The sequence below is a fragment of the Streptomyces sp. NPDC086554 genome, assembly GCF_040686095.1.
GTDB lineage: Bacteria > Actinomycetota > Actinomycetes > Streptomycetales > Streptomycetaceae > Streptomyces.
Genome location: NZ_JBFBJK010000009.1, coordinates 305,634 through 330,817, shown reverse-complemented (window position 1 = coordinate 330,817; position 25,184 = coordinate 305,634). Strand labels below are relative to the sequence as shown.

The window sequence follows — 25,184 nt, the reverse complement described above, 5'->3', positions numbered from 1 at the left end:
TGCCCGACCCGGCTCGTGCGCCTCGCCGCTTCCTACTGAGCTTGAACTCGGGTTGTCGTTGGTGCTGACAGGGCTTGATCCTCGAGGTACTCCGTTGGCATGAGGTACGCGCAGGGTGGCGGTCTGTCGGACGAACGCCGACAGTTCCGCGAGGGCATCCGTATGGTGGCCGCCGAGCGGTTCGCCCAGGGCAAGTCGAGCTCGGCGATCGCGAAGGACTTACGGGTCGGCGTCCGTTCGGTCCAGCGGTGGCGTCGGTTATGGGACAAGGGTGGCCCGCGGGCTCTGCGGTCCGCAGGACCTGCTTCTCTGCCCAGGCTCAGCGAGGCCCAGTTCACCCAGCTGGAAGCGGAGCTGGTGAAGGGGCCGGTCGCGCACGGCTGGCCGGATCAGCGGTGGACACTCTCGAGGGTCAAGACCGTGATCGGCCGTCGCTTCCACAAGAGTTACACCCTGCAAGGCGTGCGGAAGCTGCTGATCCGGCACGGCTTCTCCTGCCAGGTGCCGGCCAGACGGGCCGTCGAACGCGACGAGGAGAAGGTCACCGGCTGGGTGAAGGAGACCTGGCCACAGGTGGAAGGGCCACGGCGGCGCTCGACGCTTGGATAGTCTTCGAGGACGAGTCCGGCTTCTCGATGACGCCGCCGGTCGCCCGCACCTGGGCCAGGCGCGGGCAGACACCCGTGATCCGGGTCCGCGGCCGCTCCCGTCGCCGCATCTCGATCGCCGCCCTGGCCTGCCACAAGCCGGGCGAACGCTCGAGACTGATCTACCGGCCGCGCCGTGACGACGGCCGGCGCAACGGACGCAAGAGCTTCGACTGGACGGACTACCGCGACCTGTTGATCACCGCTCACACCCAGCTCGGCGGCCCGATCGTGCTCGTCTGGGACAACCTCAACGTCCATCTTGCCTACGGGATGCGAAAGTTCATCGCCCGACAGGACTGGCTGACCGTCTACCAGCTGCCCTCCTACGCACCCGACCTCAATCCGGTCGAGGGCATCTGGTCGCTGCTGCGGCGCGGCTGGCTGTCCAACACCGCCTTCACCACCCCCGAACACCTCATCCAGACCATCCGACACGGGATGAGGAAGATCCAGCACCGGCCCCACCTCATCGACGGATGCCTTGCCGGAACCGGCCTATCCCTCACCCCAACGACTTCATGAGTTCAAGCTCAGTAATGGCTGCGACGCAGGTGCTGGTGTCCATGCCGAGCCAGCGCGGCTCAGCTCCCGCCTCGGTCCAAGACATGTCTGCGTACCTGACGGAGGCCGCGAAAAGCTGGTGCGCATAGTCGGCTGCCTGCGGATCGGGCTCCTCTATCTCCGCAGGGTTGTGAACAGTAACGTGGACAGCGGCTAGACCGTTCGGACCTTTGGAGTGTGCAGCCATAACAGCACCGTAGCGGCCAGGTATGACAATGCAGCCACACTTCTTCCTCCCCGACAGTGCGCGGCCCTGCCGGTGGATCGTCTTGGCGGCCCTCTCAACACGAATTACCGAGGTCGCGTGGATCCGCAGGTCGTCCGTGTCACCCCCCCTGCAGCAGACCCGGCCTTCGGCTACGGCGCAGAGCTGACTCGCACTCCATCGCCACCAAGGGCGGCCACGACGAGCGATCAACCTCCATAACCCCAACTCGTCGCGCATCATGGCCTGTTGTGGATGAGGGGACAGTCGCACTGATCGCCGCAGGCAGCGGAGTTCTCGGTTCGATACTGGGGGCCGCTGGCACTGTATGGGCGACCAAAGCCGGAGCGCACAAAAGTGCCGAAGCCATGCGCGGACAGACACACGACCAAGCCGCAAACGAGCAGGCGCATTGGCTGCGGCAGCAACGCCTCGCCGGCTGCGAGGGGTTCCTCGATGCATGGGATGAGTGCACCCGCATCCGCAAGGAGCTGACCCGGCCGACAGAGGAGACTCAACACATCGAGCTCCGCGCAGAACTGAGTCGAGCAACAGCTCGCATGCTGGAGCGAGCGAAACGCATTGAGATTCTCGGCCCCGACGAGGTGTCTCAAGCAGCTCAATCAATATCTGAAGCGACATTGGAGAACGTCGAACAAGAGGACAAGTATGGCGACTATATGAAGTCGGCGCTTGCACGCGTGCGCGAGCAGGCAAGTCGGGTTCAAGAAGTCTCACCGGACCTTCCCCTCGAGCAGCTCAACGAGCTACTGCACCACGCAGGCGACCTACAGAAGCTGGAAGAGCTTTACTCCATAGAGGAGTTGGAGCAGCTCGTTGTCAATATGGAGCACTCTACGGCCGAAGCGGAAGAGTGGGTACGTAGGGCAACCACTCTCGGTGAGCTGCAGGAAGAGATCAACGACGCAAGCTCCCGGTTCCTAGAAGGCTTCAAACGCAACATCCAAGTTGCCGAGGAGAACAGAGCTATCTTCGTTCGCAAGGTCCGGGACTCAATCACAAGCCCTCGAGCGTAACGACAAATCCGAATCGTCCGCGGGAGGTGCACACACGCCCGTCTCTCCCGAGCTGGTCGAGGATCTCACCGACGTCACCCGCCAGCTGTACGCAGACGCTGGAGACCGACTCTGAGACCGGGCTGCCCGAACCGTGCCTTCCCTGGCTCGCGAACTACGGCAACGGCCCGCGCGGCGTACCTGCCTCGACCGGCGACACCAGGGCGACCAACACCGGCACCGCACCGACGCACCCTGTAGTCGAGCTACGCAGCCCTGTGCCCACACCGCTGCTGACCAACCGAACCACCGGCGCCGTCCTCGGATACGACGTCATCCTCGGCCGCGACGAAGTGATGGCCGTCGACACCTTCGAGAGCACGGTCGCCCTCAACGGCGAGACCGGTACGAGCCTGCTCACCGGGGCGAGGCCCGAGCCCTCATTCGTCCTCGCCCCCGGGGCCCAACCTGCTCGCCTTCCGGGCCGCCGAGGACATCGCTCCCGACCCAGGCGCCGCCGCCGTCCTGCGCTGGCGCTCGGCTCACTGGTGAGGACAGCAAGGGAAGAGGTGGCCTGCTCTTCGCCCGATTAACTAGGTGTATGCCCGGCCATGAACACGGCCCCGCCCAAAGCAATGCCTCCCAAGGCCACGGCGCATAGTCGCAGCTTCCACGTAACAGGGTCAGTGATTGCCCGCTGCGCCACAGCCCAATGTCGGTACAGAAAGCAGCCCGCTGCGTCAAGGCAGAGCGCGAGTCCACCGGCCAGCCATATGAACGGCGTGGAGGCATGGACTATGTCCGTCAGCCTGACGAGACCCTCCGGAACGGCCTGTGTCGCCCATGCCGCCGTAGGGCACAGCGCCCAGGCCAACATGACGATTCTCCAGGCTTGCGAAGGCACCGACAGCCTCGGGGACGCCGATACCTGGGGGGCGCCCTCTACGTACTGCGTACCGATCGCGGTAGGGCCGTAGAACACGTTGTGGTGGATCTCCGAGCCATCAGAGTTCCGGTTCATGCTCGGGCTCCACCTCCCGCATGTTGATGATCTGGATGCCGCCGCCAACCTGGGTCGGGCCCTGGAATCGGTTGTGATGGATGTCCTGGTGGATCGTCGGCGCTGGCGCACCCACAGCGTCCCTGAGCTCGCCCAGCAGGCGCTCGTCCGAAGCCGCCAGCCGCTGGACAAACTCATGCACCGCACCACGAAGAGCCGCCGGGTCCGCCCCGCGCAGACGGTCGAGGTGCTCGATCCGGAAATCCTCACTCCGTCCTGATCGCCGCAAGACCGTGCTGAGTCGCGGACGTACAGTCGTGTAGGCGTCGCTGACCAGCAGACCAGTAAGTGCCGTAGTGACGCTCTCGGCCACGAACCCTAAGTCCGACATGCATGCCCCTATCCCTCGGATGCATCAAGCCTATGGAGCGGAGTGTGCTCTGTCAGAGAGATCGATGAACAACGGCGCTGTCTATCGTGTGCATGTATGTGACCTCCGCGGCGACCGTCTCCTCGACGTACTGCCGCTGACCGCTGTAAGCACCAAGGACTACGTCGGCAAGGCTGGCTCCCTGTCCGGCACGGTACTCCGGGCAGGGAAGACTAACTCCACACTTGGGCGGCCCTCTGCAACCTTTCTTGAGCGACTCGCTACGGCTCAGCGTGGCTTCCATGCCTGCCAGGGAAGGGCGCACATCGCTGCCTGCCTTGCCAAGCTCGCCTTCGTCATCCACGCCCAGGGATAGACGACCCGAACCGCTCGCCGGGGGCCTGCCCCAGCACCGATCAGCGCACCGCCTCCGTACGACGGATCCTCGGCGACGAGCTGGCCGACTCCACTGGCCTAGTGCGCGCCGCGAACCTGACCGCCAATGCCGCGACGAGCGCGCCCGCAGAAGGCCGGGTGACGTACGCCAGGATGCACACCCTACTGTGCCGAGCGACCCGGTCGTCCGACTGTGGAAATCCACTACCACGCTGCGCGAGCACCGCGCTGACGGACACGCCGCCGCTCTCGTCGTCGCGCGAGTCGGCGCGCATCCATCGCGTACCCAAAGAGCGACTGGCTGCGGTTAGGGACGGCTTACGCGAGTGGGACCTGAGCGACCATCACGTGCCACAGCCCCTATGACGGGGGCTGTGAGGATACGGGCTGGATCAGGTGAAGACCTCCCGGGCAACATGCTAACTCCAGCCGTGGAACGGGGTTGCGCTGCCCGAGAGGGGTGTTGGGAGTACCGGCGGCGCAAGGGACGTAGAGGCACGAGGCTGGTAAGTCACCCCCAGTTTGGCCACCGCTACCTACGTAACCCTGCACCGCTCCATATGTCACCAGCGCCTGACGGTTGCCGCACGATGCCGGCGCACCTTGCGTGCGCACCCCGGCATTTCCCCACCTTGCGGGCAGTCACCGCGCTATCGAACGGACTACCGCCGGGTTGCATCCACGGCTGCGAGAACCTTCCAGAGAACTCCGTCTATTCCCTGAACGAGTTCGGCACATGATCGGTATTGGGCCTCGGAGAGCAGTTCAGTATGTGCTGCCGGGTTTCTGTAGTTCTTGGTCAGTATCCGCACATCTTCGGGAAGGCCGTCCGCTTTGAACAGCCAGTCTGCTCTAGGCCATCGGCTGGCGAGAGCACGCATCGCTGACGCGATTGGGCTGGTTACCGAGCGAGGGGACCCAGCCACGGATCGCATGAAGTAGCCAAGGGTGCCCAGCTCCATGGGTTTCCCGCTCTTGCAGTACTGGGCCATGCGCTGAAAGCTGCGGTCGCGCAGGTCGTCCGCCAGTTCCATGCCGGACACGGCTGTGCTCAGCGGTTCGCAGATCAGCCGGACAGCCTCCAATTCAACGGCCTTGCACAAGCCGATAACGGCAGCGGACCAGTCAAGTTCCGTGGCCGTTTTGACGGCAAATCCATCGGCCACTGCGGCAGCCGTCGCCAACATCGTGAGCGCAGGGGCCGACAAGAGGGTGGATCGGGAATCACGAGCCAGCAGAACAGCGCGGGCTCGCTCGACCTCAGCTTCCCCCGACAGGCTGCCAAGGAGGCGAATAAGCTCGGCATGGCGTTCAAAGTCGCTGAGTTCTCCGGCTTTGATCTCCCAGATGGACAGGAGTCGCCCGTAGCAGGCGTTGCACAACAAGAGATTCCACTCATCGTGGATGGAGACCGTCAGCTTGGATTTCTTGTCTCTGCCGCATCGGCAGCAGGTGAATGTTGTCGCCGTCGCGAGGCGGTACTGATGCATAGGGCCCCGCGGCGGGTACTTCTTGACCACCTCAAAGCGGAACGGACTTGCTCCCTGACCCACGTTCACCAGTTCCTCCCCCTATACGACAGCCAGTTGTACCGTGTCTCCCGCGATGTCGCACGTTGCCGGCACCGGTGACCAGCCTGCAGGTGCGTAGTGCTGCGGGAGGACTCGTCCGCTTCCAGGATCGCGGAACGACCGGCACAGTCCAGTTAGATGTCGTACGAGCGGACGTGACCCTGCGGGGCGCGGCCAGAGCAAAGGGCCAGCGCCCCCTCGCCGCCCCGGACCGGCGCCGATCCCGATCTACGCCCCGAACAACCTCGCATTGTTGCGCGGTGGCAACCGTCGCCAAGAGCTGACAAGCGCCCCTTCAACGCGAACTACTCCGCAGGGGACTCATCGCGAGCTGACCCTCATCGCAGTCGGTCTGCTCATCACCCCGCTCCTGATCCCGTGTGCCAAGTGCGCACCCTGCCCGTGGGCATAGTGCGGTGCCGCAACGCTCGGCACCTCCTGGATTCACCACCGCGACGGCGCACGGCCAAGGTCCGCTCCCCGCTGATAGGACTCCGTTGCGCCAAGGACGAGAGGGTCTGCCTACGGCGCTTCGTACTCCGTGGGCATGTGGATTTCTCGGATGGTGGCCGGGTCGAGTGGCACTGGAACGGCCTGGGTGCTGATGACCTGGGTGCCCGTGGCCTGGGCTGCGTTTGCCAGTTCTCTCAGGACGTCGTCGACCACGGTGGTGCCGATGCCCTGCTGGTAGGGGTTGTCCAGGAGCAGGAGGCCGGGGAAGGCGGCTTCTTCGTCGAGGTCGGATGCCAGGAATAGGGTGGCGTAGCTGTAGGCCAGGAAGAAGAGCACCTTCGTCTCTGCCCCCAGGGCTTGGTCCCAGGGGCGGGTGCCGACGTAGAAGGTGAGGTCACTGTCGTTGATGGTGATGGCGCCCTTGACCCAGCCGCGTTCGCGGTATCGGTGGAGAAACTCGTTCATGCGCTCGGCGAACAAGGCGCATCGTTCGACGGAGCCGAGCGTGGCTGTGGCAACTGCCGCAGGCTCTTGGCCAAGTGTGTCAAAGGTCTGTTGTGCAGCGGTGACGGCCTGGCTCGCTACCGCGCGACGTTGGAGGATCTCTTCAATGGCAGGAAAGGCTGTCATCTTCTGTTCGAGCTGGGCGATTTGGGCGGCGAGGTTTTCGAGGCTGGCCATGAAGGGAGCCAGCTGCGCGGCGCGTTGTTCGTTGATGCGGTGCGCGAGCCGTGCCTGTTCGCCTTGAAGGTCCGTTCGGCGGGTGCGGGCCACCTGCAGATCGGCGGCGGTGCGGGCGGTGACGTCGTCCAGGTCGGCGAGTTCCGACTTGAGCGAGCGGATCTCCACTTGTGCCCGGCGGCGGCGCTGGTCGTCGTCGACCGGTTGGAAGCACAGGTAGCAGGCGTCTTCGTCGTGCTCTCGGTTTGGGTCCACGCGTTGTTCGCACGCTGGGCAGAGTCGTACAGGGAGGGCGTCGAAGATCTCCACGGAGGCGATGAGGCGTTCCATGCGGGTCACCTCCGAGGTGACCGTCTGGGCGGAGTAGGCGTGTTCGCTGCCTAGTTGTTCGAGCGCAACGACCTCGTCGATCGCCAGTTGTAGCCGCCTGGATATGTCTTCGTAGACGCTCGTCAGTGACGAGTCGTATCCGGCTGCCGTCTCGGTGGTGGGCGTTCCCTGCAGGAGGCTGTTGATCTCCTGCGTCAGTTCGTGACGCCGTTGGCGAACCGCGTCGAGTTGGGTAGTGACCTCTTCCCGTGCGGTCGCTACCTGGTCGAGGGTGCGGGCGACGGGAATGCGGAGCCGTTCGGAGATAGCGGTGACGGCCTGCAATGTGCTGTCCTGCACGTCCCGCTCCACTGCCTGGGCTTCGGCAAGGCGCCGCTTGGCCTGGGCGACGGCGAAATCCTTGGTGTTGTAGCGGGATCCAGCGAAGCCGAGGAGCATGCTGACGACGCCGCGCCGGATGAATTCATGCTCCTTGTTGGCGAAGCTCGTCCAGGACTCCTCGTTGCGGTAGAAGTGGCGCAGCAGGTTCCGGAAGGACAAGGGCGTCAGTTCACTGGCTGTGGCCGAGTGGAGGCCCTTGGGGATGCGCAGGTTGGGCCAGCCCAGTTCGCGCAGGATCCAGTCGGAGAAGTCGGCGTCGGTCATCTCGTCTCCGTCGACGTACACCTTGTTCATGCGCCCGTGCTGCAGGAGGCGGGTGAGGATGCGCGGGTGTCCGTTGAGCCGGATCGCGGTGGAGACCTCGATGTATTCGTCGGAGACGGCGGCACCGAGAGCGTCGATCATCCCACCGCGGTCGCCGAGGCAGTAGTCGATGACCTTCAGCGTGGTGGTCTTGGAGCTGTTGCGGGGCCCGCTGAGGATGTTCAGCATGCCGGTCCCGAAGGCATACTCGTCGATCTCTGCGGTGTTGTGGACGAGCCTGACGGAGTCGATCCTGATCCCGCGGTCGGGGTGGGCGGTCACGGGCTTCGTCATGGCCGGATCTCCTGGCGGAAGGGCGCGTTGCCGACCTCGTCTGGGAACAGGTCGTAGATCAGGTTCTTCAGGTCGGTGCCTGACATGGCGGCCAGATTCCCCCGCATGGCCTCACAGCGCCGGACCAACGGCTGGAACTGGCGGGCCTCGGTGAGACGTTGCGCTGTCCGCTTGCCGGCGGCTCTGAGCTTCACGCGTTCGACCCGGTGGCTCGTGACGGTGACAAGATCGCGGGAGATGAGGAAGGCGAGGAACTGCCGGTAGCGCTGGTCCCAGGGCCCGTAGCGGTAGCGGATCATCGGTGCCTCGACTTCGGACGGGTCGCGAGCGAGAAACACGGTTTCGGCATCGACGGTTTCCGGCATCGCGGCGTGGGCCCGTTCCAGGAACCCCGGATAGCGCACGAAGAAGTCGAGTTTGGCGAACTTCGTCCGTCCCTCGATGTAGGGACCGGGCTCCTCACCGCAGAGGTAGATGAGCAGCAGGAGCCGTGCGGCGTGGAAGTCGGGAGAGTCGTCCGGGTCCCAGGCGCGGTACAGCGGGGGCACCACGCTGCTGCCGATCTTATGAGGCATCGGCGTACCTGTTCTGGCAGCGTGCCGTGATGTCAGAAAGCACTGCGTGCGCCTCTGCGAGGGTGAACTGCCGGCTGGTCACCTCGGGCAGCTCGCTCACCGCCACGAGCGTCTCGAAATACGCCGCCGAGCCGGCGTCGAGACGACCGGCGCGTCGCTTCGCCATCATGAGCGTGCAGATGGCATTGATCTGATCGGCCAGATCGTCGTACGCGCGGCGCCGGGTGCCGACACTGGCGCGGTAGGTCCGACGGTAGGCGAGCATGGCATCGTGCTGGGCTTCCGCCTCGGGCTCCGGTATTTCGGCAGCCCGCAGCTTGTGCTTTAGCTTCATCAACAGTTCGGTGGAACCGTCTCGCCTCCGCCCGGTAGCTCTGCGCACGCTGTCGTCAAGGGCCGCGCCGAAGTCGTCCGCGGTAAAGACTCTCGGTCGCAACTCAAGGGCGCTGCGGGCGATGTATCGGGAGATCAGCCAGATCATGACCTCCTCGACTTCTTCGTACAGCGGTTTCTCTCCCAGGCACGCTTCCACCAATGGGGCGATCCGCGCCATGGCCTCCGCCTCGACCTGGTCGATGGTGCGCGCCTCAACCAGAACGTCCAGACGGTCGACACACCATCCGATGTTCCTGCCGTCAGGCAGTTGCACCCCTCTGAGCCTCTTGACGATGTCCGCGCGTGCTCCCGCGCTCACCGGACCACGAGGACGGTCACGTTCCGCGACGAACTCATACAGGTCCCGCTGAGGCGTCTCGTTGACGATGAACGTGAACCGTGTACCGTCCGGCAGCGGCTTACCCAGGAACAGCTTGCCCAGATAACTGCTGTCTGCGGCCTTCTTCTCCTCCGGCCTGCAAATGTTGGCGATACTGTGCCGTGTCCCGGCTTCCTCAATCGTCTTGACCTGCCGGTATACAGGGGCGCCATCCCGATGGCACAGGATGTCCTCCAGGTCCTCCCACGAGACCGCCGTCCACTGCCCTTCGAGCATGTCCAGGCAGTCCAGCAACGTGACGGCATCCTGATACGCAAACCCTCGCCTGCTGCGACGGCCGCCGTCAGCAGGCGCGAGAGCCACGGCCGCCTCGCACGGGCCGACGCACACCACTGGACCCTCGATACCCGGCTAAATGGCCTGTTCGCACAGTTCCCCCATAAGCCACTTCGGAGCATGCAGTAGATCACTGCATTACCCAAAAGAGCAACGGTCGTGCAGAACATCGACCTCGCTCCGTGTCCGTGCCGCCACAAACGCAGCACGGCAGGAGAAGTGAAGGCGGCAGCTCAGTCGCGGGCCATGGACGCTGCAAGGGAGCTGTCGGAGACGCACACTCACCCGAACTCACGTCGCAGCGGTTGGACAGCAGATCTCTACGACCACGCCGTGTCAGCGATACCAGGCTAATCGTGCGCCAGGTCGGGCTCAGGCAGCCGGTAGTAGGAGCAACAGCCCCTCGATGCGGGTGGCGTCCCGCCGAGTGGTGTACCGACACCGGCCGTGTGGCTCCGCTCAGGGCCGAGGTGGCGATTGCCAGCTGGCTCACCCGGCCGCAGCGTCTGCTGCTCGCGGGCGTAAGCACCCCGATCCGACGCCGAGGCGACTGCGTCGGCCAACTGACCTGCGGGGTCACGAATCCCGCGCCGCTACACCACTCAGCGGGACACCATCCTCGATGCGCTGGTTGCTAATGGACTGCAGGTCGTACAGGCACTTCGCGTACCGACTCAGCAGAACCTCGACACTGTTGCCCGCCCACTGGGCGACGTCGGCCGGGTCCGCACCCGCGCACAAAACCCGGCGAAGGCAGCCAGCGACAAAGCGGCGCAGCTCCGCCACTTCACGTACGCCCGCTGCTCAGCCAGTCGGCGGTCGCCAGCTTCCGGCCTTGCCTGCTGCGCCCGTCACGCCAATTGGTCTGACGCAAGGCGACCTCGGCCAGCACCGGCCACGCGTGGGCGTACGTCAGGCGCCTGGCCACAGAGAAACGGGGGGGCAGTGTGGTGTGCGGGCCTCGGACCGCCGGTACTGAGCCACGCGGTGGCCCAGTACCGGCGGTCGGGTCGGCGCCAGGGGCGGGACCTCGATCCGAGCCCAGTCATGCTCGCCGAAGCCCATGGTCAGGTGCAACAGTCACAGCCAGGTTGGCAGCCGCATGCGTCGCCCGCCCCGGGCTGAGTTCGGTCGCGTAGAGGGAGAACGCGGGCGTGTCCTGCGGTCTGCAGGGCGCTGACGAGCGGGCCGACGGCATCCCCGTGTGGTCGAAGATGAAGCCACCCAGCCCAGCGCGGTGACGCTGACTTGTCACGAGCGCGAGCGCGGGCGCTTCCTGGTCACCCATGTAGTCCTGGACAACTCGTCCGCCTTGCTGATCGCTAGACGTTTCACCTCGGTCAGGGGCGGATACATGGTGTCCTTCGTGATCGGGTTCTTTTCTCTTTTGAGTAGATCGACTAGAGGGCGCTTCCAACATGCGGGAATGCGAACCGTCCAGGCCGTCGCGGACCATGCTTTTCCTGGTGCGTTGCGTTGCGGGAACCGGATGCTGAGAGTCGTGATCTTGGCCAGGTCGTCTGCTACCAATAGCCGGCCACGAAACTGCATCTGCCGCCGGGAGTAGTTGGCGATGAGGCCGCCTACGAGGAAGCATCCCCGCTGGGCTCTCATTCGGGGGTCGAGGTCCTGTGGATCAATGACTGCCACTCGCCCCGTCCAGCTCGATTTGGCGTACTGCTCGCCGCGTGCGGCGTCTGCCCATGCCAGCTCGTGCTGGTCGGTAAGGTCGATGGTGTCTGTCTCACCACCGTCGCTTGGGTGGAGCTGGATCACAAATAGTCGGCCGTCCAGATCATGATCCTGATCCACGGCGAAGAACAGGGCTTCGAGCGGGGACTTAGACACGTCGACGAGCCGGGTCGGAATGCCATGATGCTGCAAGAGGCCCAGGAGTTGTCCGTCCGTCATCAGCCGTCCAAGCCCCTCGCCCCTCATGACTTGCAGTATGTGTTCCTCTACCTTGGCCATCCTATATTCGGTGACTCTTGACACTGAGGCACTAAGGACTCGGAAGAGGCTAGAGGAGAGACCGTAATCGGCATTGGACTGCCCCCGATAGAAGACGTTCTCAGCCGACGAGTGGGGCAGCACCGGATAGCCCGCAGAGTGGTTACGTTCCGCTCCTTCCGTGAGCCACCTCCACAGGCTTTCTGGCGTGTCATTCAGTCCAATCTGCGAGTTGATCTCACGTTCCGCAAAGAAATCTCCGGCCAATGAACTGGTAGCACTAGTCGTCATACTGGCGCGCGTGCGGCTGCCTCGATCACGGCCGGCCGCCTGGTACGAGTTAGCAGGCATTCTCGCAGAATAGGGGGGTGAGGTGGGCACACAGCGCAATGACTACAGATGCCTTCGCCTCATCGAGGGGGGGGCAATCCACCCAAAGAGTAGTTTATCCAACAGACCACCAGAAACACGGCACTCAAGTGTGCGGGGAGTAATTGTCAATACCTGTGGATCAGTTGAGGTTGTACAGGCCGCGTGAGCCTCGGGTCGTTCGACGAGTGGCCGCGTTCGAAGCGGGCTCCGGCCCGGACGAGGGCGACGAGGTGGGGCGCGTTCACGGCCCGCCACCGAGCCTGCGCGGACTCGATCAGCTTGAAGACCATGGCCAGGGCCGCCGCGCGGCTCCCGGCGCCCTTGGTGACCTTGGTCCGGAGCCTCACGGTGGCCACTGATCGATTGACGAGACCGATGTCCGCAACGCACGAGGCTCCCGTGCCGTTGGGGAGATGTTCGAAGTCTCAACCCACAGGCACAGAAGCCGCGCTGGTTCCGCATTCTGCCGCACTCGACCTGCCGCACACCCTGGTCGAGTGGGTCACATGCTCATCGTCACCCACGAGTGTGACCGTCGCTGCAAACTCTCACCGCACCAGCGCGCTCCGGTCGGTTCGGCGTACCTGCGCTGGCACGACACCCTCACCCAGCTCGCCGCGAAATTCGGCCAGTCCGTCGGCACGACCCACGCCTCAACGACAGCCCGTACAACGAAGCCTCCAGCGCAAGCCCCACTCCGTCATGACCAACTGCACGACGACGCCCCGCCGCAGCAAGCCGACGGTGGCCCTCACGTGTCACAGCCCCTATGAGCGGGGTGCTGGGGAAGGCCGCTCGTGGCGCCCGCACTGGTCCTGCTAGCGCCCCCACATAGCGGACTTTGCCGAGTCCCTTGATGTTCGGGGCACACTCGCGGGAGATGACTGGCAGGATCCGGCGCTTGCGCAGCTCTTCTCGGTTGGGGGCGTGCCCCTTGTTGCCGAGCTGTGCCTCGGGTCGGAGGCGTGGCCTGGCACCGAGCAGAAAGGCCTTGCTTTGCACCTCGCCCTGGCGGCCGTCGCATGCGTCAAGACCGTGTGAGGCGAGTAGTCACCACACACGGAACAACCTATCGGTGTGATCGACGAACGTGGTGAGGCAGAGCTTCGCTGACTCAGGGCTGATCAGGGCGGCCGCCAGCAGAAGGTCCGCGGTGATGCCGCAGGCGAGCCCTTTACCCAAGAGGCCGGGAGTACGCTCCGGAGCGGCTGTGGCGGAGAGACGGGCCAATGTGCCGAGACAACGGGCACGCATCTCGGTCGGTAGCTGTTGCGCCGCGCGCTCGGCGGTGGTCCACAATCCCGACTGCGCTGCTGTCACGAGCCAGTCGTACGTCTGTCCTTGTTCGCGTTCCCATATCAACCAGGCCGCAGGCCCGTACCCCGTGGGATTGGTCGGTGCCGGTACGCGCTCGATCAGCACAATCGCGCTGTCCGCGTCGACCTTGGCGACGGTCTCCACCAAGTGGCGAAACACCAGGGACAGGTCGTGGACGTGGGCCCACACCGGGCTGTCCGCAACCAGCCCCAGGTCCCTGGCTGGTTGTACGTTCCCCAGTTCGGCATGTAGTTGGGCAGGTGATCAGGCCCTCGCCCTGAAGCTGCGGATCACGCTCGCGTCGCACATGCGCGTCAAAGGTATCCAGCAGCGTGTGTGCTCTGTCCGTCTTCCCCGCTTCATGGTGGGTGCGGATCACGGAAGGGAGAAGAGCGCGCCAGGTTTTGCGGTGGCCGCGTAGAGCAAGGGCTTCGGCACCCGAGATCAGCTTGTCGTAGCGGACCGAGTCGCGAAACAACAGCGCTGTGGACGCCAGATGGCACAGGATGCGGCCGGCACCGTCGAGGGAGACGACCCAGTCGCAGATACGTTCCGCGCGGTCGATCCCGTCGATGGCACCGGAGACGATGCGTGCCTGTGCGCAGTGTCGTGCATAGACGGACCAAGCCCATACCCGGGAGTTCGGCAACATGAGGCTGTCGGCGAGCAGGCGTGCACTCTCGTCGAGCCCGGCATCGACACAGCCGGCCACCGCGGTGACGATGGCAGTCTCCACATGCGAGGTGAGATCCCATTCCTCGCCGTCGCAGGAGGCCAGGTAGTTTTGCAGAAGCTCGAAACCCGCATCCTCCATGCCGAAGCCGAAGGCTGTGTCCAGCGCTCTGGCCACCACGTGTGTGGTCGTCCACCTGTCCGGATAGGAGCTGGCCAGGAGATTGACTCCCTCGACCCAGAGATCGGGGTCGTCGGCCCAGATCTCGGAGATCCTTTGCTGACAGTGAGCGGACAGGACATCGTGTTTCACCTGGCCAAGGAAGTGGCGCGCCAGTTCCGTCTCCTTGGCGTCTGCCGCCCCCAGGGCTGCGGCAGACCTCCTCAGTACGCTCGCCTCGTGATCGAAGCCGTCATCGTTCCCTTGTGTGATGGTGTGTCGGGCCATGCTGTCGAACTGGTTGGTGCGGATCATGAGGCTGACAAGGTCGGCGAATGCTTCCATCGCCTTTTGGTCGTCGCTCCAGCAGTAGGAGGGATCGTGCTCGTGCACGCTCTCAGCGCACCGACGCTGCGCCGCCTCCAGGACGTCGACCACCTTGGGGTGCTCCGGGTGTTCCTGCACGAAGACCAGAGCGATCTCCGCGAGAGCCTCACGTTGGGCCCGTCCACCGACGTTGGTGACTCCGAGAAGGCTGTACAGGTTGAGTGCCTCGATCAGGCCGAGGAGTGCGTCAACGTCACCACGCTCCGCCGCCGCTCTGGCGAGCCGCCACAACTCCATACGGGCAGTGTCCTGTCCGGGTCGGCGCCGCCGCTCCCGGGCCGGCCTGTCTGGACGCCTACCTGCCAGGAACAAGATTTGTGTATGTGGGTCTTTGGACCACGTCGCTTCTGGAGGCACGGGCGCCGGATCCATCTGCGGGATCCCGAAGCTACAGTCCTGGGGTGCGCCTAGGACCGACGACGCGACACCTACGCTGAGGACTCGATGCGCTGTTGCCGCCAAAAGCGCACGCAGATCAGTTATGTCCTTGTCGCGGCAGTCCTTCAGCATTTCTATCGCCGTGTCCAGGAGGTGCCGGGCATGAGCGCGTTCCGCGCGCTGGTGTGCCAGGAGACAAAGGTAGGTCATGAGCCGTACGCGGTGATCCGGCTTGTCCAGATGAAGCGCAATGCGCTCCGCTCGGTCCAAGCGCCCGGCCTCTGCCCACGCCCGCCCCAGGTCCGCGGGTAAGCCAGTCACCGGGTGCCGTAGCTCGTCCAGGTCCAGCGCCCGACTGGTCATCCGCAGCACGGAGGGATGGGGCGAGGCAGCCAGAGCGGACAGATAACGCTCGTTGTCCTCCAAGAGCGCTAGTTGCGAACCAGTGCGATGGCGCAGCAGGCCCGCCCACCGCTCGGACTCAAGTAGCTTTCCCCACGTATCGAGTTTGCCGGAGCGACCCAGATAGCCCGGGTACAGCTCGGTGACCCAGCGGGGTGTTGCATCAGGCCAAGCGTCCGCCCATGTGCGGACCGCCGTCTCTATCGCGCCATCGAGAGCCGTCCGCCTCTTCTTGTCCATGTCCTTCAGGAATGCCTCGCGCAGCGTGTCGTGGGCGAAGGCGAACACCGTCGCGCCGCGACGATCGCCGGCGTGCACCAGACGCCGGACCGACGGGGACGTGAGCACTCGCCTGACTTCACGCTTCGTCAGGTCGCAGTCCATGAAACCGCTCAGCGTGTGGAGGTCCTCCGTGTCCAAGGGCCCCAGCAGGGCCATCTGCCCGAGAAGTACATGAACGGGAGTGGTATCGCTCTGACTCAAGACATCTGCCATGTCATGGTGAGCTTGCTGCTCGGCCGTGCGGGCGTGGTCCGTGGGAGTCAGGACCACTCGCACCGCTCTCAGATGCGGCGGAGCGAAGTCCACGCCCTCGTACCGTGGTTCGGCGAACGGGAACGACTCGAGCGGAGTCCGGCTGAAGAGCAGCACGTGTGTACCGAGCTGATGCCCGCCGGGAAGTGACGCCAGCAACGCATCGGCGTCCTCCATTTCGTCGATCCCGTCGATGAGCAGAACCAGATGGCGTCCTTGCCCACGGGACTGATCCACCGCTCGTGTCCACAGTGAGTGGAACCGTTCCATCGTGGGATCCGGAGCGAAGGGATCACCCACGAGGGCCGCGAGTTGGTCGTTGACCGCGGACCACAGCTCGGGGCGTGGCACACGACGGACACGGGAGCAGAAGTACGACACAACGTCCACGTCGGGCGGTGGGTCGCAGGCGAACGCCGCTGCCAGAGACGTCTTGCCCGACCAGGGCGGTCCGGTCCACAGCGCGAAGCGGCTCGACGAACGTGCCCAGTCGGCCAGGTCGTGCCACTCGTGCTCTCGGTCCTCAAGCCGTCCGGTCCTGCGCGTCAACTCCTCGACCGTTGCCGTGTAGAAGGACCGCCGCCGGGCGATCGGCAGCGTGCCCGCAGAATCCTCGTCCGCGGACGGCACGACGCCTGCCCCCGCCAGCAGCTGCCGCAGGGCCGCGCTGTTGGACCGTGGCTCTCCCAAGGGCCGTCCCTGATGCGTGACGGTGGGCTGTTCATGCCCCGTCGCGAGAGCGACGGGCACAGCGATCAGTTCCTGACGCCCGCTCAGGGTCACAGCCTCCACGACCACGGCGATGAGGAACCCGAACGCAAAGACCGGCGAGCCTGACATGCCCTGCCAGGACCCATGTCCCCCTCCTGCGCTCTCCACGTAGAGGCGAAGCCTGCCGTCGCGTACAGACGTCGACAGTGGTACGTGCGCCTGCACTTCGAACGCGTCGACATACGGAAGAGGAGGATCACGCAGCCGTCCGCGGGCAAAACGGGGGAAGCCCAACGCCATGCACGGCATCGCTGCCCCGCCTCCGTCCCGGTGCACCCGGGCCAGGCGGACGTCGGGGGCGTGAGGAAGCGCATCGCAATCAGCGTGGGCCAGTCGCAGCACCGCGATGTCAGTGAAGGTTCCCTCACTGCGCCAGCACACCTGTGCTGACACGGTCGGGCTTCCCGGCGCCAGCCCGAACTGGACCTCTACCTCCTGGGAATCGCCCACCACATGCCGAGCCGTCAGGACCAGGCCGTCGGCGATCAGGCAGCCGGTCCCGCGAAATACGAAAGGGTCCTGCCTCGTAGCACGGCAACGCACGGCCACCACGCAGCGCCCCGGGTAGTCGTCGAACGATTTGGTCCCACCGCTCATCTACTCACCCTCCGCCGGACAAAGACCACCGGCCAGAAGACGTCAGAGGCTCTCCTCGGCCTCGGGATACCGCACGAGAGTCCCCTCGTGCGGTAGCAGCGTCATACGAACCCGCTGGGTGCGCACAGAACTCCTCCTGACACCCGTCCCCGCTTCCGTCACCCAGAACCTCAGCCCGGCCCTGCTGTCGGCCTCACGCGTGGTGCAGACGTCAAACTCGAGGTCGATCGGCCCCAGCTCGAACTTCAAGGACTCATCCCCGGCCGCCTCCTGAGCCGCACGCAGTTCAGCACGCAGTGCCCTCAGCCAGTCCGTGAGCGGTATGTCCCCCGCGATCTTGGCCACAACTCCCCCTCCGCCAGGCATCCAGGATGTCATTCACGGCTCGCTACGGACATACGCCAAACCTCGCACGACCGTAAATACGCCGTGACTCAGCCGAGCCAAGCGTCCGGCGGGGACTGCGCACCACAGCCGCTCAGAGCCAGTCCCGATGCGTCGAAGATCACGTAGAGGCCGACGGGCGGGCAACTGGCACCGTTGGCGGCTGGTGCCCAGCCGATTGGTGATCCCGTTGATCATCTGTCAGCGCTCCCGCGCCAGCCGCAACGGCTGTTGCTTCTGGAGCGAAAGAGAGGTTGCCCCATCCGAACGTCGGTCGGACTATGGCCTCATGGACTACCGTCCTCTATTGCTCAGCACGCTGTCGAGCTCACGCACGACGTACCGCGATGGGACGAAGCCGCACAGCCCCTATGAGCGGGGTCCTGGCTGTAGCCATCTGACCAGGTGGAAGACCTCTCGGGCCGCGTAGCGTTTGAGGCAACGGACGATTTCGCGCCGAGTCTTGCCCTCCTTGATGCGGCGTTCGTAGTTGTCCTGGGTGCGCGGGTCGACCCGCAGGCGGGTAAACACGATGCGGTGGAGCGCGGCGTTGGCCTGACGGTCGCCGCCGCGGTTGAGGCGAGGGACTGCCGCCGTCCCGAGGAGCGCTCGACAGGACTGACCCCGCACAGAGCGGCGAAGGACGTCTCGCTGTCCAGGCGTTCCGGGTTGTCTCCCACTGTGATCAGCAAAGTGACGGCCGTGTCCGGACCGATCCCCACCACCTCCAACAGCTGCGGGGCATGACCTTCCACCAGCCGGGTCAGACGAGCATCCACCTCCCGGATCTGCTCCGAGAGCTGGCCGATCCGGTCAGCCAGCAGCCCCAGTGTGATCCGGGTGGCCTGCAGCACCGACTCCTCGCCGTCCTCTTCCTGGGTGCTCGCGTCGGTGAATCGCGCGCAGGCACGGAAGAGTTCGGCGTTACCCAGTCCGGCCAGCTCCTCCCGCAGGGCGGGGTCCGCAGTGACGAGGACGGCTTTGAGCTGGTTGATGGCCTGGGTACGGGCTTTGACGGCCGACGCCTTCGTGAGTTTGTACATCCTGGCGATCTGCGCAGGACCATCGGCCGATTTGGCCCGAGCGCAGGCCCGCCCGCTCAATACGGCTCGCGCCGCGTTCTGAGCATCGAGCGGATCCGATTTGCCACGCCGGCGACGATCCGCCACCGATGCCGGCACCCATCAGTCCTGCCACTCCGGCCAGCGCTGCCGCTATCCCCTGGTCCATGAGCGCAGGATGCCCTACAAGAGCAAAGAGGCGGGCTCTATTTGGTCCGTCCCGAGCACGACCTGGCGGGTATGCGCCTGAAACCAAGCGGATGACGAAGGACAGTGTCGGTCGGGCCACTCGAACGAGATCCCCGTGTGCGAATCAGTGACCGCTCGATGGTCTGCCCCCGCATCCGGCATGCTCGCTCGTCATGGACCCTGCCGTGATAGCCGCGCTTATCCCCACCCCAGTTGCTGTACTCGCAGCTGCTGCGTATGCAGCCGGTCGCTCACAGGGGCGCGGGACCTACCGCGGAGCGGTGGACGCAGTCCGCCGACAGCATCAACGCGACGCGTACGCCAGCCTTCTCTCGGCGGCTCGGACGTACGAGAGCCAAACGTCCTGGGGTGTCTGCTTCGCCGAAGCCCGGTCCGCGATGAGAGCCACAGGCTTCCCTGAAAACTGGGAAGGGGAAGCAGAGCAACGCACCATCCGGATTCGGGCTGCGGTCCCCTTGAAGCCATTGGATGACGCCGCGGCCATCGTCGCCCTGGAAGGCCGGAGCACCTGGACAAACTCGCGCGAAACCTCGTCAGCTATGCGCACCAGCTACAGCAAGAAGCGCGCTCCGGTCAACGCCCAGGAGAGCCGTTGCGTGCGCTGGCAGAGGGCCGAACACCTGCCGTACCGGCCCAAGTGAACCTGCGGCGGGCAATAGAGGAATTCACAGTCGCAGAGCGTGCACACCTCAATGGCTCGGATTGATAGCCGCCCAATCCGAGCCGCTCAATACGCCCACGTGAAGTCGACCAGCGTGATCCGATCGGTGTGCGCGTTCACCTGCACCACGACCGATCCCCGCCGCCCGAACGGCGCCTCCCGCTGATCCCGGCGTACCCGTGACCTGGGTGATGATGTCGGCAGCCATGTCACGGAGCCCCTTGTTGCGGTTCACCCCTCGCGCGAGATGCCGCACCGTTCAGGTTTGCCGTACTGACGGCCGTCCTGCTGCCGGTCAGATGACGTCGGCCTGCCCCTCATGCGGCTGTTCCAACTGTTGTTCCCGCTTACGCTGCTCCACCCGGAGCATCTCTATGTTCTCCGCGAACTTCTCCAGGTTTACCGCCGCATCCGCATCCGCGTATGGCGCAATGCCCAGATCGAAGGCCGTGGCGTGCTGCTCTACTTGGTCCGCGGTCTGCTGAAGGTTGTACGCCCGCTCACGGAATTTAAAATAGCCCGTCACCGCGGTGGCGAACGCCAGGAACGACCCCAGCACGATCAGGATCGTCTTACCCGGCTGCGGGGTCTCCCAGAAAGCCGTAGTCGCCGTGGTCCCCACTGACGCGAAGAACACCCCCCACTGGAACCAGTTGTGAATACGCCGATAGAACCGTGTATCTCGCCGCAAACGATCTATCACCCGCGGTATTTGCTCTCGGTAGCCGTCCCGCCGCTCCCTCGTCGGGCGCGTCTTTGAGGCGTTGAGGATCCACCGGTCATGGATGATCTCCAGATCTCTGCGGAGCAGAAACACCGATCTGACACCGTGTTTCTCGTCCTTCACCCGCAGAAGGAAGCCGACCAGGTACACCACCACCAGGACCAGCATCACGGCGATGGTCACGATGTTGAACGTGCGCAGGTCCGGCACGTCTTCCGGCCACAGGTTTCCCCACCCGACCACTGCCAGGACCAGCGGCATCACCACAAGCGGCACCAGCCGGAGCCACCGCGACAGAAGCGCCCTGCGTATACGGCGCTCCGCCGTCGCGACATCCCGCCGATAGGTGATAACACTGTTCGCGTACTCGTGCTGTCGAGCGGGCTCTAGGCTCCATCCGTACTCTTGTTTTGGGTCATTCAGGGATTCAATGACCTCTTCAACGAGGCCGCCCCAAGTGGAATCCGAGTCCGCGGTGAAAAGACTCTCAAGTCGTACGTACCGTTTGTATCGGTCAGGTGCCCCATACCTTCGGTGGAAGACGTATGCACCGTCACTGGCATATCTGACCTGTCGGGCTATTTGAACATCTATGGCCCACTTGAGTTCTTCCCTACCGGCCTTCCATGCGGCGGAGAGGACCGCGTCTACGCCCTCCCAGGTCAATACGAAGTCCTCGGGGAGGGGGGTGAGTATGTCGGCCTCGGACAGCCGCTGGCCTTCGTATGCGAGGTGGCGCAGGACATCACCCACCCACGGTTCGTAACTGTCGGCGGTCTCGGGTTCATATTCGCGCGGCACGTCGGTAAGGCCAGACATCGCGGAGTGGCTCCCGGTCAAGGGTGGTGGCGTGTGTCGACGGCACGCTACCGCCGCCCTGCCTTCCACAAGCAGATAACCCTCCTGCCTGGGGGTGGAGTTGACCACACCCGCCGAGCCACCTCCCGCACCAAAAGGAACGATCCGAATAGCGGTGGCGGAAGGCGTCCAACTCGATCGCCTCCATGGGCAGCAGCAGCGGCGTCTGGATCCGCCGCTTGTCGCCCTCCACCCCAGCCCCCCCGTCCGTCCGGCCACCTCATCCTGGCACCAGGCCAGTTCACCAGCTAGATCACGCGCAGCATTCACCACCCTCCGAAGATCACCGACTGTCCCTTGATACGGGCAGGCAGCCCGCCCAGACGATCGACGGCCCGGTTATCGACGGGCGTCGTCGCCGCGGTCGCCCTGTTGGTCGTGTGGCTGGCGCCACGCGCTTTCGGGCGCCATCCACGCACTGAACTCCTGGAGAGGGGGCAGCCCTCCCCACCACCTGCAGGTTGCACGCGGCTACGGGGAGATGCCCAGCTCGTGGTGGTGCACCCCGGCGTACACGGACACGGTGCCGTCGTCGCGTATCTCTCCCCAGGGACGGTCCGGGAGTGCGATGTCCAGGGTGCTGCTGGAGCAGCCCGCACTGCATTCGAAGTGGTCCTGCCACGCCGTCACGTCCACTTCGGTGTAAGGGTTGCGCATCGTGTGGATGTCGTGGCCGTTGCAGTCGTCGTCCGGGCACGATGCGCCGTGGCCGCAGTTGGTGGTGCTGCACGGGCAGGGGCGGTCGCACTCGGCCGGCTCCCAGTCCTGCGTGCTCACCGCTCGTTCGCGGGGTGATCTCCGGTGCTCATTCAGAGCCGCCAGGACGTCCTGCCGGGTCGCCCCGGTCGCTTGCTGCAGAGCGTCCGCGAGCGCGACCATGTTGCCGAGGTCGGGATTAGTGCCCGAAAGCCATACGCTCGGCTCGCCAGACGGATCGGCTCCGATGCGGTACAGCCTCGCGAAGTACGAACGCGTCCCTGTGTCGTATCCCCAGTCACTGTCTCGATGCCAGCCACGAAGAGGTAGAGCGAGGGTGAAGTCCTCTACGATTCGCTGCCCTTCGGGCACATAGAGCGCGGTCATCCTGTGCCAGCGGCAATGAGCCAGTTCGCCGTGGACGACGGCGGTGCAGACGTAGTCGATCGCCGGGTTGCCTCGGCAGCGCCGCTTGAGACGATGGGCACGGCAATACGTCTGCGTCACCTCGATGAGCTGGTCGCACTGCCGTCCGCCCTCGTCGCTGGGTGCCATGCAGCGCTGACGGTGTGAGGCGGCGGGGTGGCGATTGGTCAGCGTGCCGTCGGCCCGTTGCTGTTCGATCTCGCGGTGGATCCGGGCCACGCTCTCCTTGCGCGCCGCGCCCTGCAGCGGGTAGACGGTGCCTTTCGTCGTCAACAGGTTCGTGAACATGTCCGAGGTGAGTGGCGGCTCCAGCAGCAGCCGCAGCGCGTCCTCGCCGACCGGGAACTCCAGCGCTTCGCCCGACCGCAGGACACTACACAGGCGTCGGCTGGTGACCAGCTCGAGCCACAGCTCCAGCATCAGTTCGCAGTCATCGGAAACAGGCTGGAAGTGCCAGCGCTCTTCCGCGTCATGGATGGTGCGGATTCCGCGGTGGGCCTCGGTCCGGGATGCTGTCTTCGCCCGTTCCCGCAGTCCTTGGGCGCGCGCCAAGGTGGTGAGGTCCAGGCGCGCCGTGCGCGACGCTGCGCTGCCGGCCACGTGACGGGCGGCATACAGCGTGTCCACCGTCTTCGCGGCCAGTGCGCCGACGTCCAGCATGTCGCCGTAGGTCCGCAGACAGCGGTAGTCGCCGTCGAAGAGGTTGTGGCCGATGATCAGGTCGACGTCTGCAGCCGCGGCACGCAGGTCGGACAGATTCCGATCCCGGACGCCCCGATAACAGGGGGTCGCTGGATACCGTTTTGACCAGGTTGAAGACCTCTCGGGCGGCATATCGCTTGAGGCACCGGATGATCTCACGCCGGGTCTTACCCTCCTGGGTGCGGCGTTCGTAGTACGCCTGGGTGCGCGGGTCGTGGCGCAGCCTAGTGAACACGATGCGGTGCAGGGCGGCGTTCGCCTGCCGGTCGCCGCCGTGGTTGAGCCGCCGCGAGCTCCGGTTGCCCGAGGAGTACTCGACGGGGCTGACTCCGCACAGGGCGGCGAAGGACGTCTCGGTGCACACCCGCTCGAGATTGTCGCCCATGGTGATCAGGAGCGTGACGGCGCTGTCCGGGCCGATGCCCACAGGTGTGAGCAGCTGTGGGGCGTGGTGTTCGAGGAGCCGGGTCAGGCGCTGATTCAGGTCATCGATCTGTCCGGTGAGGTGCTCGATGCGCTGGGCCAGCAGGCTCAGGGTGACACGGGTGGCCTGCGCCACGCCGTCCCCGTCGTCCCCCTCATTCACGCTCAGGCGGGCGCAGGTGCGGAACAGCTCCCGGTTGCCCAGGCTGGACAGTCGTTCCCGCAGGGCCGGGTCGGCGATGACCAGGACGGCCTTGAGCTGGTTGATCGTCTGGGTGCGGGCCTTGACCGCGGAATCCTTGGCAATCTTGAAGAGCCGGGCGCTGTGCACCGGACCCTCGCCGGACTTGGCCCGCGCCGTGGCACGACCGCTGAGCACGGCCCGCGCGGCAGCCTGCGCGTCGAGCGGATCCGACTTCCCCAGCAGACGGCGGGCCGAACGGTCGGGCCGGTTCACCTCGAACACCACGACCTGCTCCGCCAGCAGATAGCGCGCCAGGCCCGCCCCGAAGGTACCGGTGCCCTCCACCCCGGCCCGGCGCACCGTCCCCAACCTGCGGGCCCAGACGAGCAGCCGACGGTAGCCGACCGCCGTAGCCGGAAAGGACTTGGTGCCCAGGACCTGGCCCAACGGGCAGAGGGCCGCGGCGACATGGATCTCACCATGGGTATCCACCCCCAGGACGACCTCGCCCCCAGCGGGCGGACCGGTGCTGCTGGGGTGAGGGCTTCGCTTTCTGGGTGTCATGGTGGTCCGCCTCCCGCGTGGTGATGTGCTGGGTGGCCGGCACCTGCCCGGTCGGGCGGTCTGAACCGTGATGGCGCCTGATGGATGGCAAGGCCCCTATTGGGACACGCCCTGTGGCTCGGTGACAGCAGACACCATCCCGCGACGACAGCCGACACGTCCGTGACAAGACACTTCGGTCAAAGGTGTCATGAGTCAGACCCCCATCCGGAACGGTGCCACGCAACCGTCCCACCGCCCCCGCCACAACCGCACGCCCCGACCACTCGCGGGAGACTTCGTCCGAAACGGTACTGAACCCGCCCTGGACGGCGTAACGATGTGCTGATTCCTCGTCTACCCGTGACCGGCATCGACGGACAGCCGAGCGGCGCGCCACACCGGCTGGCCAGTTCACGCCGAGCAGCGGCCATCGGCCGACGGGAGCTGCGCCTGCAGGTCGTGCGGCTCAAGGAGCTCCGGCAGAAGGACAAGGCCGAACTCGACCAACTACGCACCGATGTGGAAGCACTGGTGCGCGTGGTCAACCAGCTGGCGTTGGAGAACCGGCAGTTGCGCGAGAATCGGACCTCCCATCCAGGCGTCCGCCCCTCTCCCGTCCGCTGACGGTTCTTGTGGCGCGAAGCCGACGTGCGGCGCCTCCCGACGTCTGCTGTCAAAGCCGCGTTTCAGTACGGGGCTCCTGCTCGTCGAGCACTCACCCTTCACGCCCCTTCGACCTGCCGCAAAGCCTGGCCATGGCGGTCAAGCGCCTGCGAACGGCCACCCGTCGAATTGCGGAGCCCACGTACCGTGGGCCTGACGTTACGAGGAGGCGATCATGCAGATCGGGGAGCTGTCCGAGCGCACTGACGCAAGCCGCCGCTCGATTCGCTACTACGAGCAGCAGGCTTGCTGAAAGCGGCACGAACGAG

At 65.2% G+C, this 25,184-nt stretch carries 18 protein-coding genes and 2 pseudogenes; 6 read left to right on the top strand and 14 right to left on the bottom strand.

Going from position 1 to position 25,184, the window contains the following annotated elements; all coding sequences use genetic code 11:
• Positions 1–99: 99 nt before the first annotated feature.
• The 4 genes from AB0O76_RS17845 (at position 100) to AB0O76_RS17830 (ending at position 3,025) form a co-directional block, all read left to right on the top strand.
• Positions 100–609 (top strand): winged helix-turn-helix domain-containing protein, encoded by a 510-nt coding sequence (locus AB0O76_RS17845; RefSeq protein ID WP_365491509.1) that lies wholly within the window; start codon positions 100–102, stop codon positions 607–609.
• 26 nt (positions 610–635) lie between these two features.
• On the top strand, positions 636–1,172 hold the full coding sequence (locus AB0O76_RS17840) for a transposase (protein ID WP_365491506.1): 537 nt from the start codon (positions 636–638) through the stop codon (positions 1,170–1,172).
• Positions 1,173–1,784: 612 nt separating this feature from the next.
• Positions 1,785–2,453 (top strand): hypothetical protein, encoded by a 669-nt coding sequence (locus AB0O76_RS17835; protein WP_365491503.1) that lies wholly within the window; start codon positions 1,785–1,787, stop codon positions 2,451–2,453.
• Between the two features lie 257 nt (positions 2,454–2,710).
• Positions 2,711–3,025: a hypothetical protein gene (locus tag AB0O76_RS17830; RefSeq protein ID WP_365491500.1), complete on the top strand. Its 315-nt coding sequence runs from the start codon at positions 2,711–2,713 to the stop codon at positions 3,023–3,025.
• 411 nt (positions 3,026–3,436) lie between these two features.
• On the opposite strand, the gene AB0O76_RS17825 is transcribed toward AB0O76_RS17830, so the two are convergent.
• The 9 genes and pseudogenes from AB0O76_RS17825 to AB0O76_RS17785 all read right to left on the bottom strand — a co-directional run.
• Positions 3,437–3,823 carry a hypothetical protein gene (locus tag AB0O76_RS17825; protein ID WP_365491497.1) on the bottom strand — a complete coding sequence of 129 codons (387 nt, stop codon included), beginning with the start codon at positions 3,821–3,823 and terminating at the stop codon, positions 3,437–3,439.
• 52 nt (positions 3,824–3,875) lie between these two features.
• Entirely contained in the window at positions 3,876–4,106 is a 231-nt protein-coding gene (locus AB0O76_RS17820) for a hypothetical protein (RefSeq protein WP_365491598.1), read from the bottom strand.
• Positions 4,107–4,860: 754 nt separating this feature from the next.
• The gene (locus AB0O76_RS17815; RefSeq protein WP_365491495.1) at positions 4,861–5,757 is read right to left on the bottom strand and encodes a hypothetical protein; all 897 of its coding nucleotides are present in this window, start codon (positions 5,755–5,757) and stop codon (positions 4,861–4,863) included.
• A 534-nt stretch (positions 5,758–6,291) separates the two neighbouring features.
• A complete protein-coding gene (locus AB0O76_RS17810) occupies positions 6,292–8,199 on the bottom strand; it encodes a hypothetical protein (RefSeq protein ID WP_365491492.1) in 1,908 nt (635 codons plus the stop codon).
• Positions 8,200–8,207: 8 nt separating this feature from the next.
• A complete protein-coding gene (locus tag AB0O76_RS17805) occupies positions 8,208–8,786 on the bottom strand; it encodes a hypothetical protein (RefSeq protein WP_365491489.1) in 579 nt (192 codons plus the stop codon).
• A complete protein-coding gene (locus AB0O76_RS17800) occupies positions 8,776–9,864 on the bottom strand; it encodes a dsDNA nuclease domain-containing protein (RefSeq protein WP_365491486.1) in 1,089 nt (362 codons plus the stop codon). Before AB0O76_RS17800 ends, AB0O76_RS17805 begins: the two co-directional genes overlap by 11 nt.
• 760 nt (positions 9,865–10,624) lie before the next feature.
• On the bottom strand, positions 10,625–10,765 hold the full coding sequence (locus AB0O76_RS17795) for a hypothetical protein (protein WP_365491484.1): 141 nt from the start codon (positions 10,763–10,765) through the stop codon (positions 10,625–10,627).
• 323 nt (positions 10,766–11,088) lie between these two features.
• Positions 11,089–12,078: an FRG domain-containing protein gene (locus tag AB0O76_RS17790; protein WP_365491590.1), complete on the bottom strand. Its 990-nt coding sequence runs from the start codon at positions 12,076–12,078 to the stop codon at positions 11,089–11,091.
• Positions 12,079–12,330: 252 nt separating this feature from the next.
• Positions 12,331–12,512: pseudogene (locus AB0O76_RS17785) on the bottom strand (IS256 family transposase); the annotation flags it as partial.
• 97 nt (positions 12,513–12,609) lie between these two features.
• On the opposite strand from AB0O76_RS17785, the pseudogene AB0O76_RS17780 reads away from it, so the two are divergent.
• Positions 12,610–12,830: pseudogene (locus AB0O76_RS17780) on the top strand (IS5/IS1182 family transposase); the annotation flags it as partial.
• Between the two features lie 503 nt (positions 12,831–13,333).
• Here the strand turns inward: AB0O76_RS17780 and AB0O76_RS17775 are convergent.
• The 5 genes from AB0O76_RS17775 to AB0O76_RS17755 all read right to left on the bottom strand — a co-directional run bounded on the left by AB0O76_RS17775 (position 13,334) and on the right by AB0O76_RS17755 (position 24,270).
• On the bottom strand, positions 13,334–17,377 hold the full coding sequence (locus AB0O76_RS17775) for a trypsin-like peptidase domain-containing protein (protein WP_365491481.1): 4,044 nt from the start codon (positions 17,375–17,377) through the stop codon (positions 13,334–13,336).
• Positions 17,378–17,419: 42 nt separating this feature from the next.
• Complete coding sequence (locus AB0O76_RS17770) at positions 17,420–17,722, bottom strand: trypco2 family protein (protein ID WP_365491478.1); 303 nt, start codon at positions 17,720–17,722, stop codon at positions 17,420–17,422.
• Positions 17,723–18,072: 350 nt separating this feature from the next.
• Positions 18,073–18,942: a transposase gene (locus tag AB0O76_RS17765; RefSeq protein ID WP_365491475.1), complete on the bottom strand. Its 870-nt coding sequence runs from the start codon at positions 18,940–18,942 to the stop codon at positions 18,073–18,075.
• Positions 18,943–19,988: 1,046 nt separating this feature from the next.
• Complete coding sequence (locus AB0O76_RS17760) at positions 19,989–21,236, bottom strand: SLATT domain-containing protein (protein ID WP_365491472.1); 1,248 nt, start codon at positions 21,234–21,236, stop codon at positions 19,989–19,991.
• A 1,630-nt stretch (positions 21,237–22,866) separates the two neighbouring features.
• Positions 22,867–24,270 (bottom strand): IS110 family transposase, encoded by a 1,404-nt coding sequence (locus AB0O76_RS17755; protein ID WP_365491469.1) that lies wholly within the window; start codon positions 24,268–24,270, stop codon positions 22,867–22,869.
• A gap of 342 nt (positions 24,271–24,612) precedes the next feature.
• On the opposite strand from AB0O76_RS17755, the gene AB0O76_RS17750 reads away from it, so the two are divergent.
• On the top strand, positions 24,613–24,876 hold the full coding sequence (locus AB0O76_RS17750; protein ID WP_365491466.1) for a hypothetical protein: 264 nt from the start codon (positions 24,613–24,615) through the stop codon (positions 24,874–24,876).
• Positions 24,877–25,184: the final 308 nt, after the last annotated feature.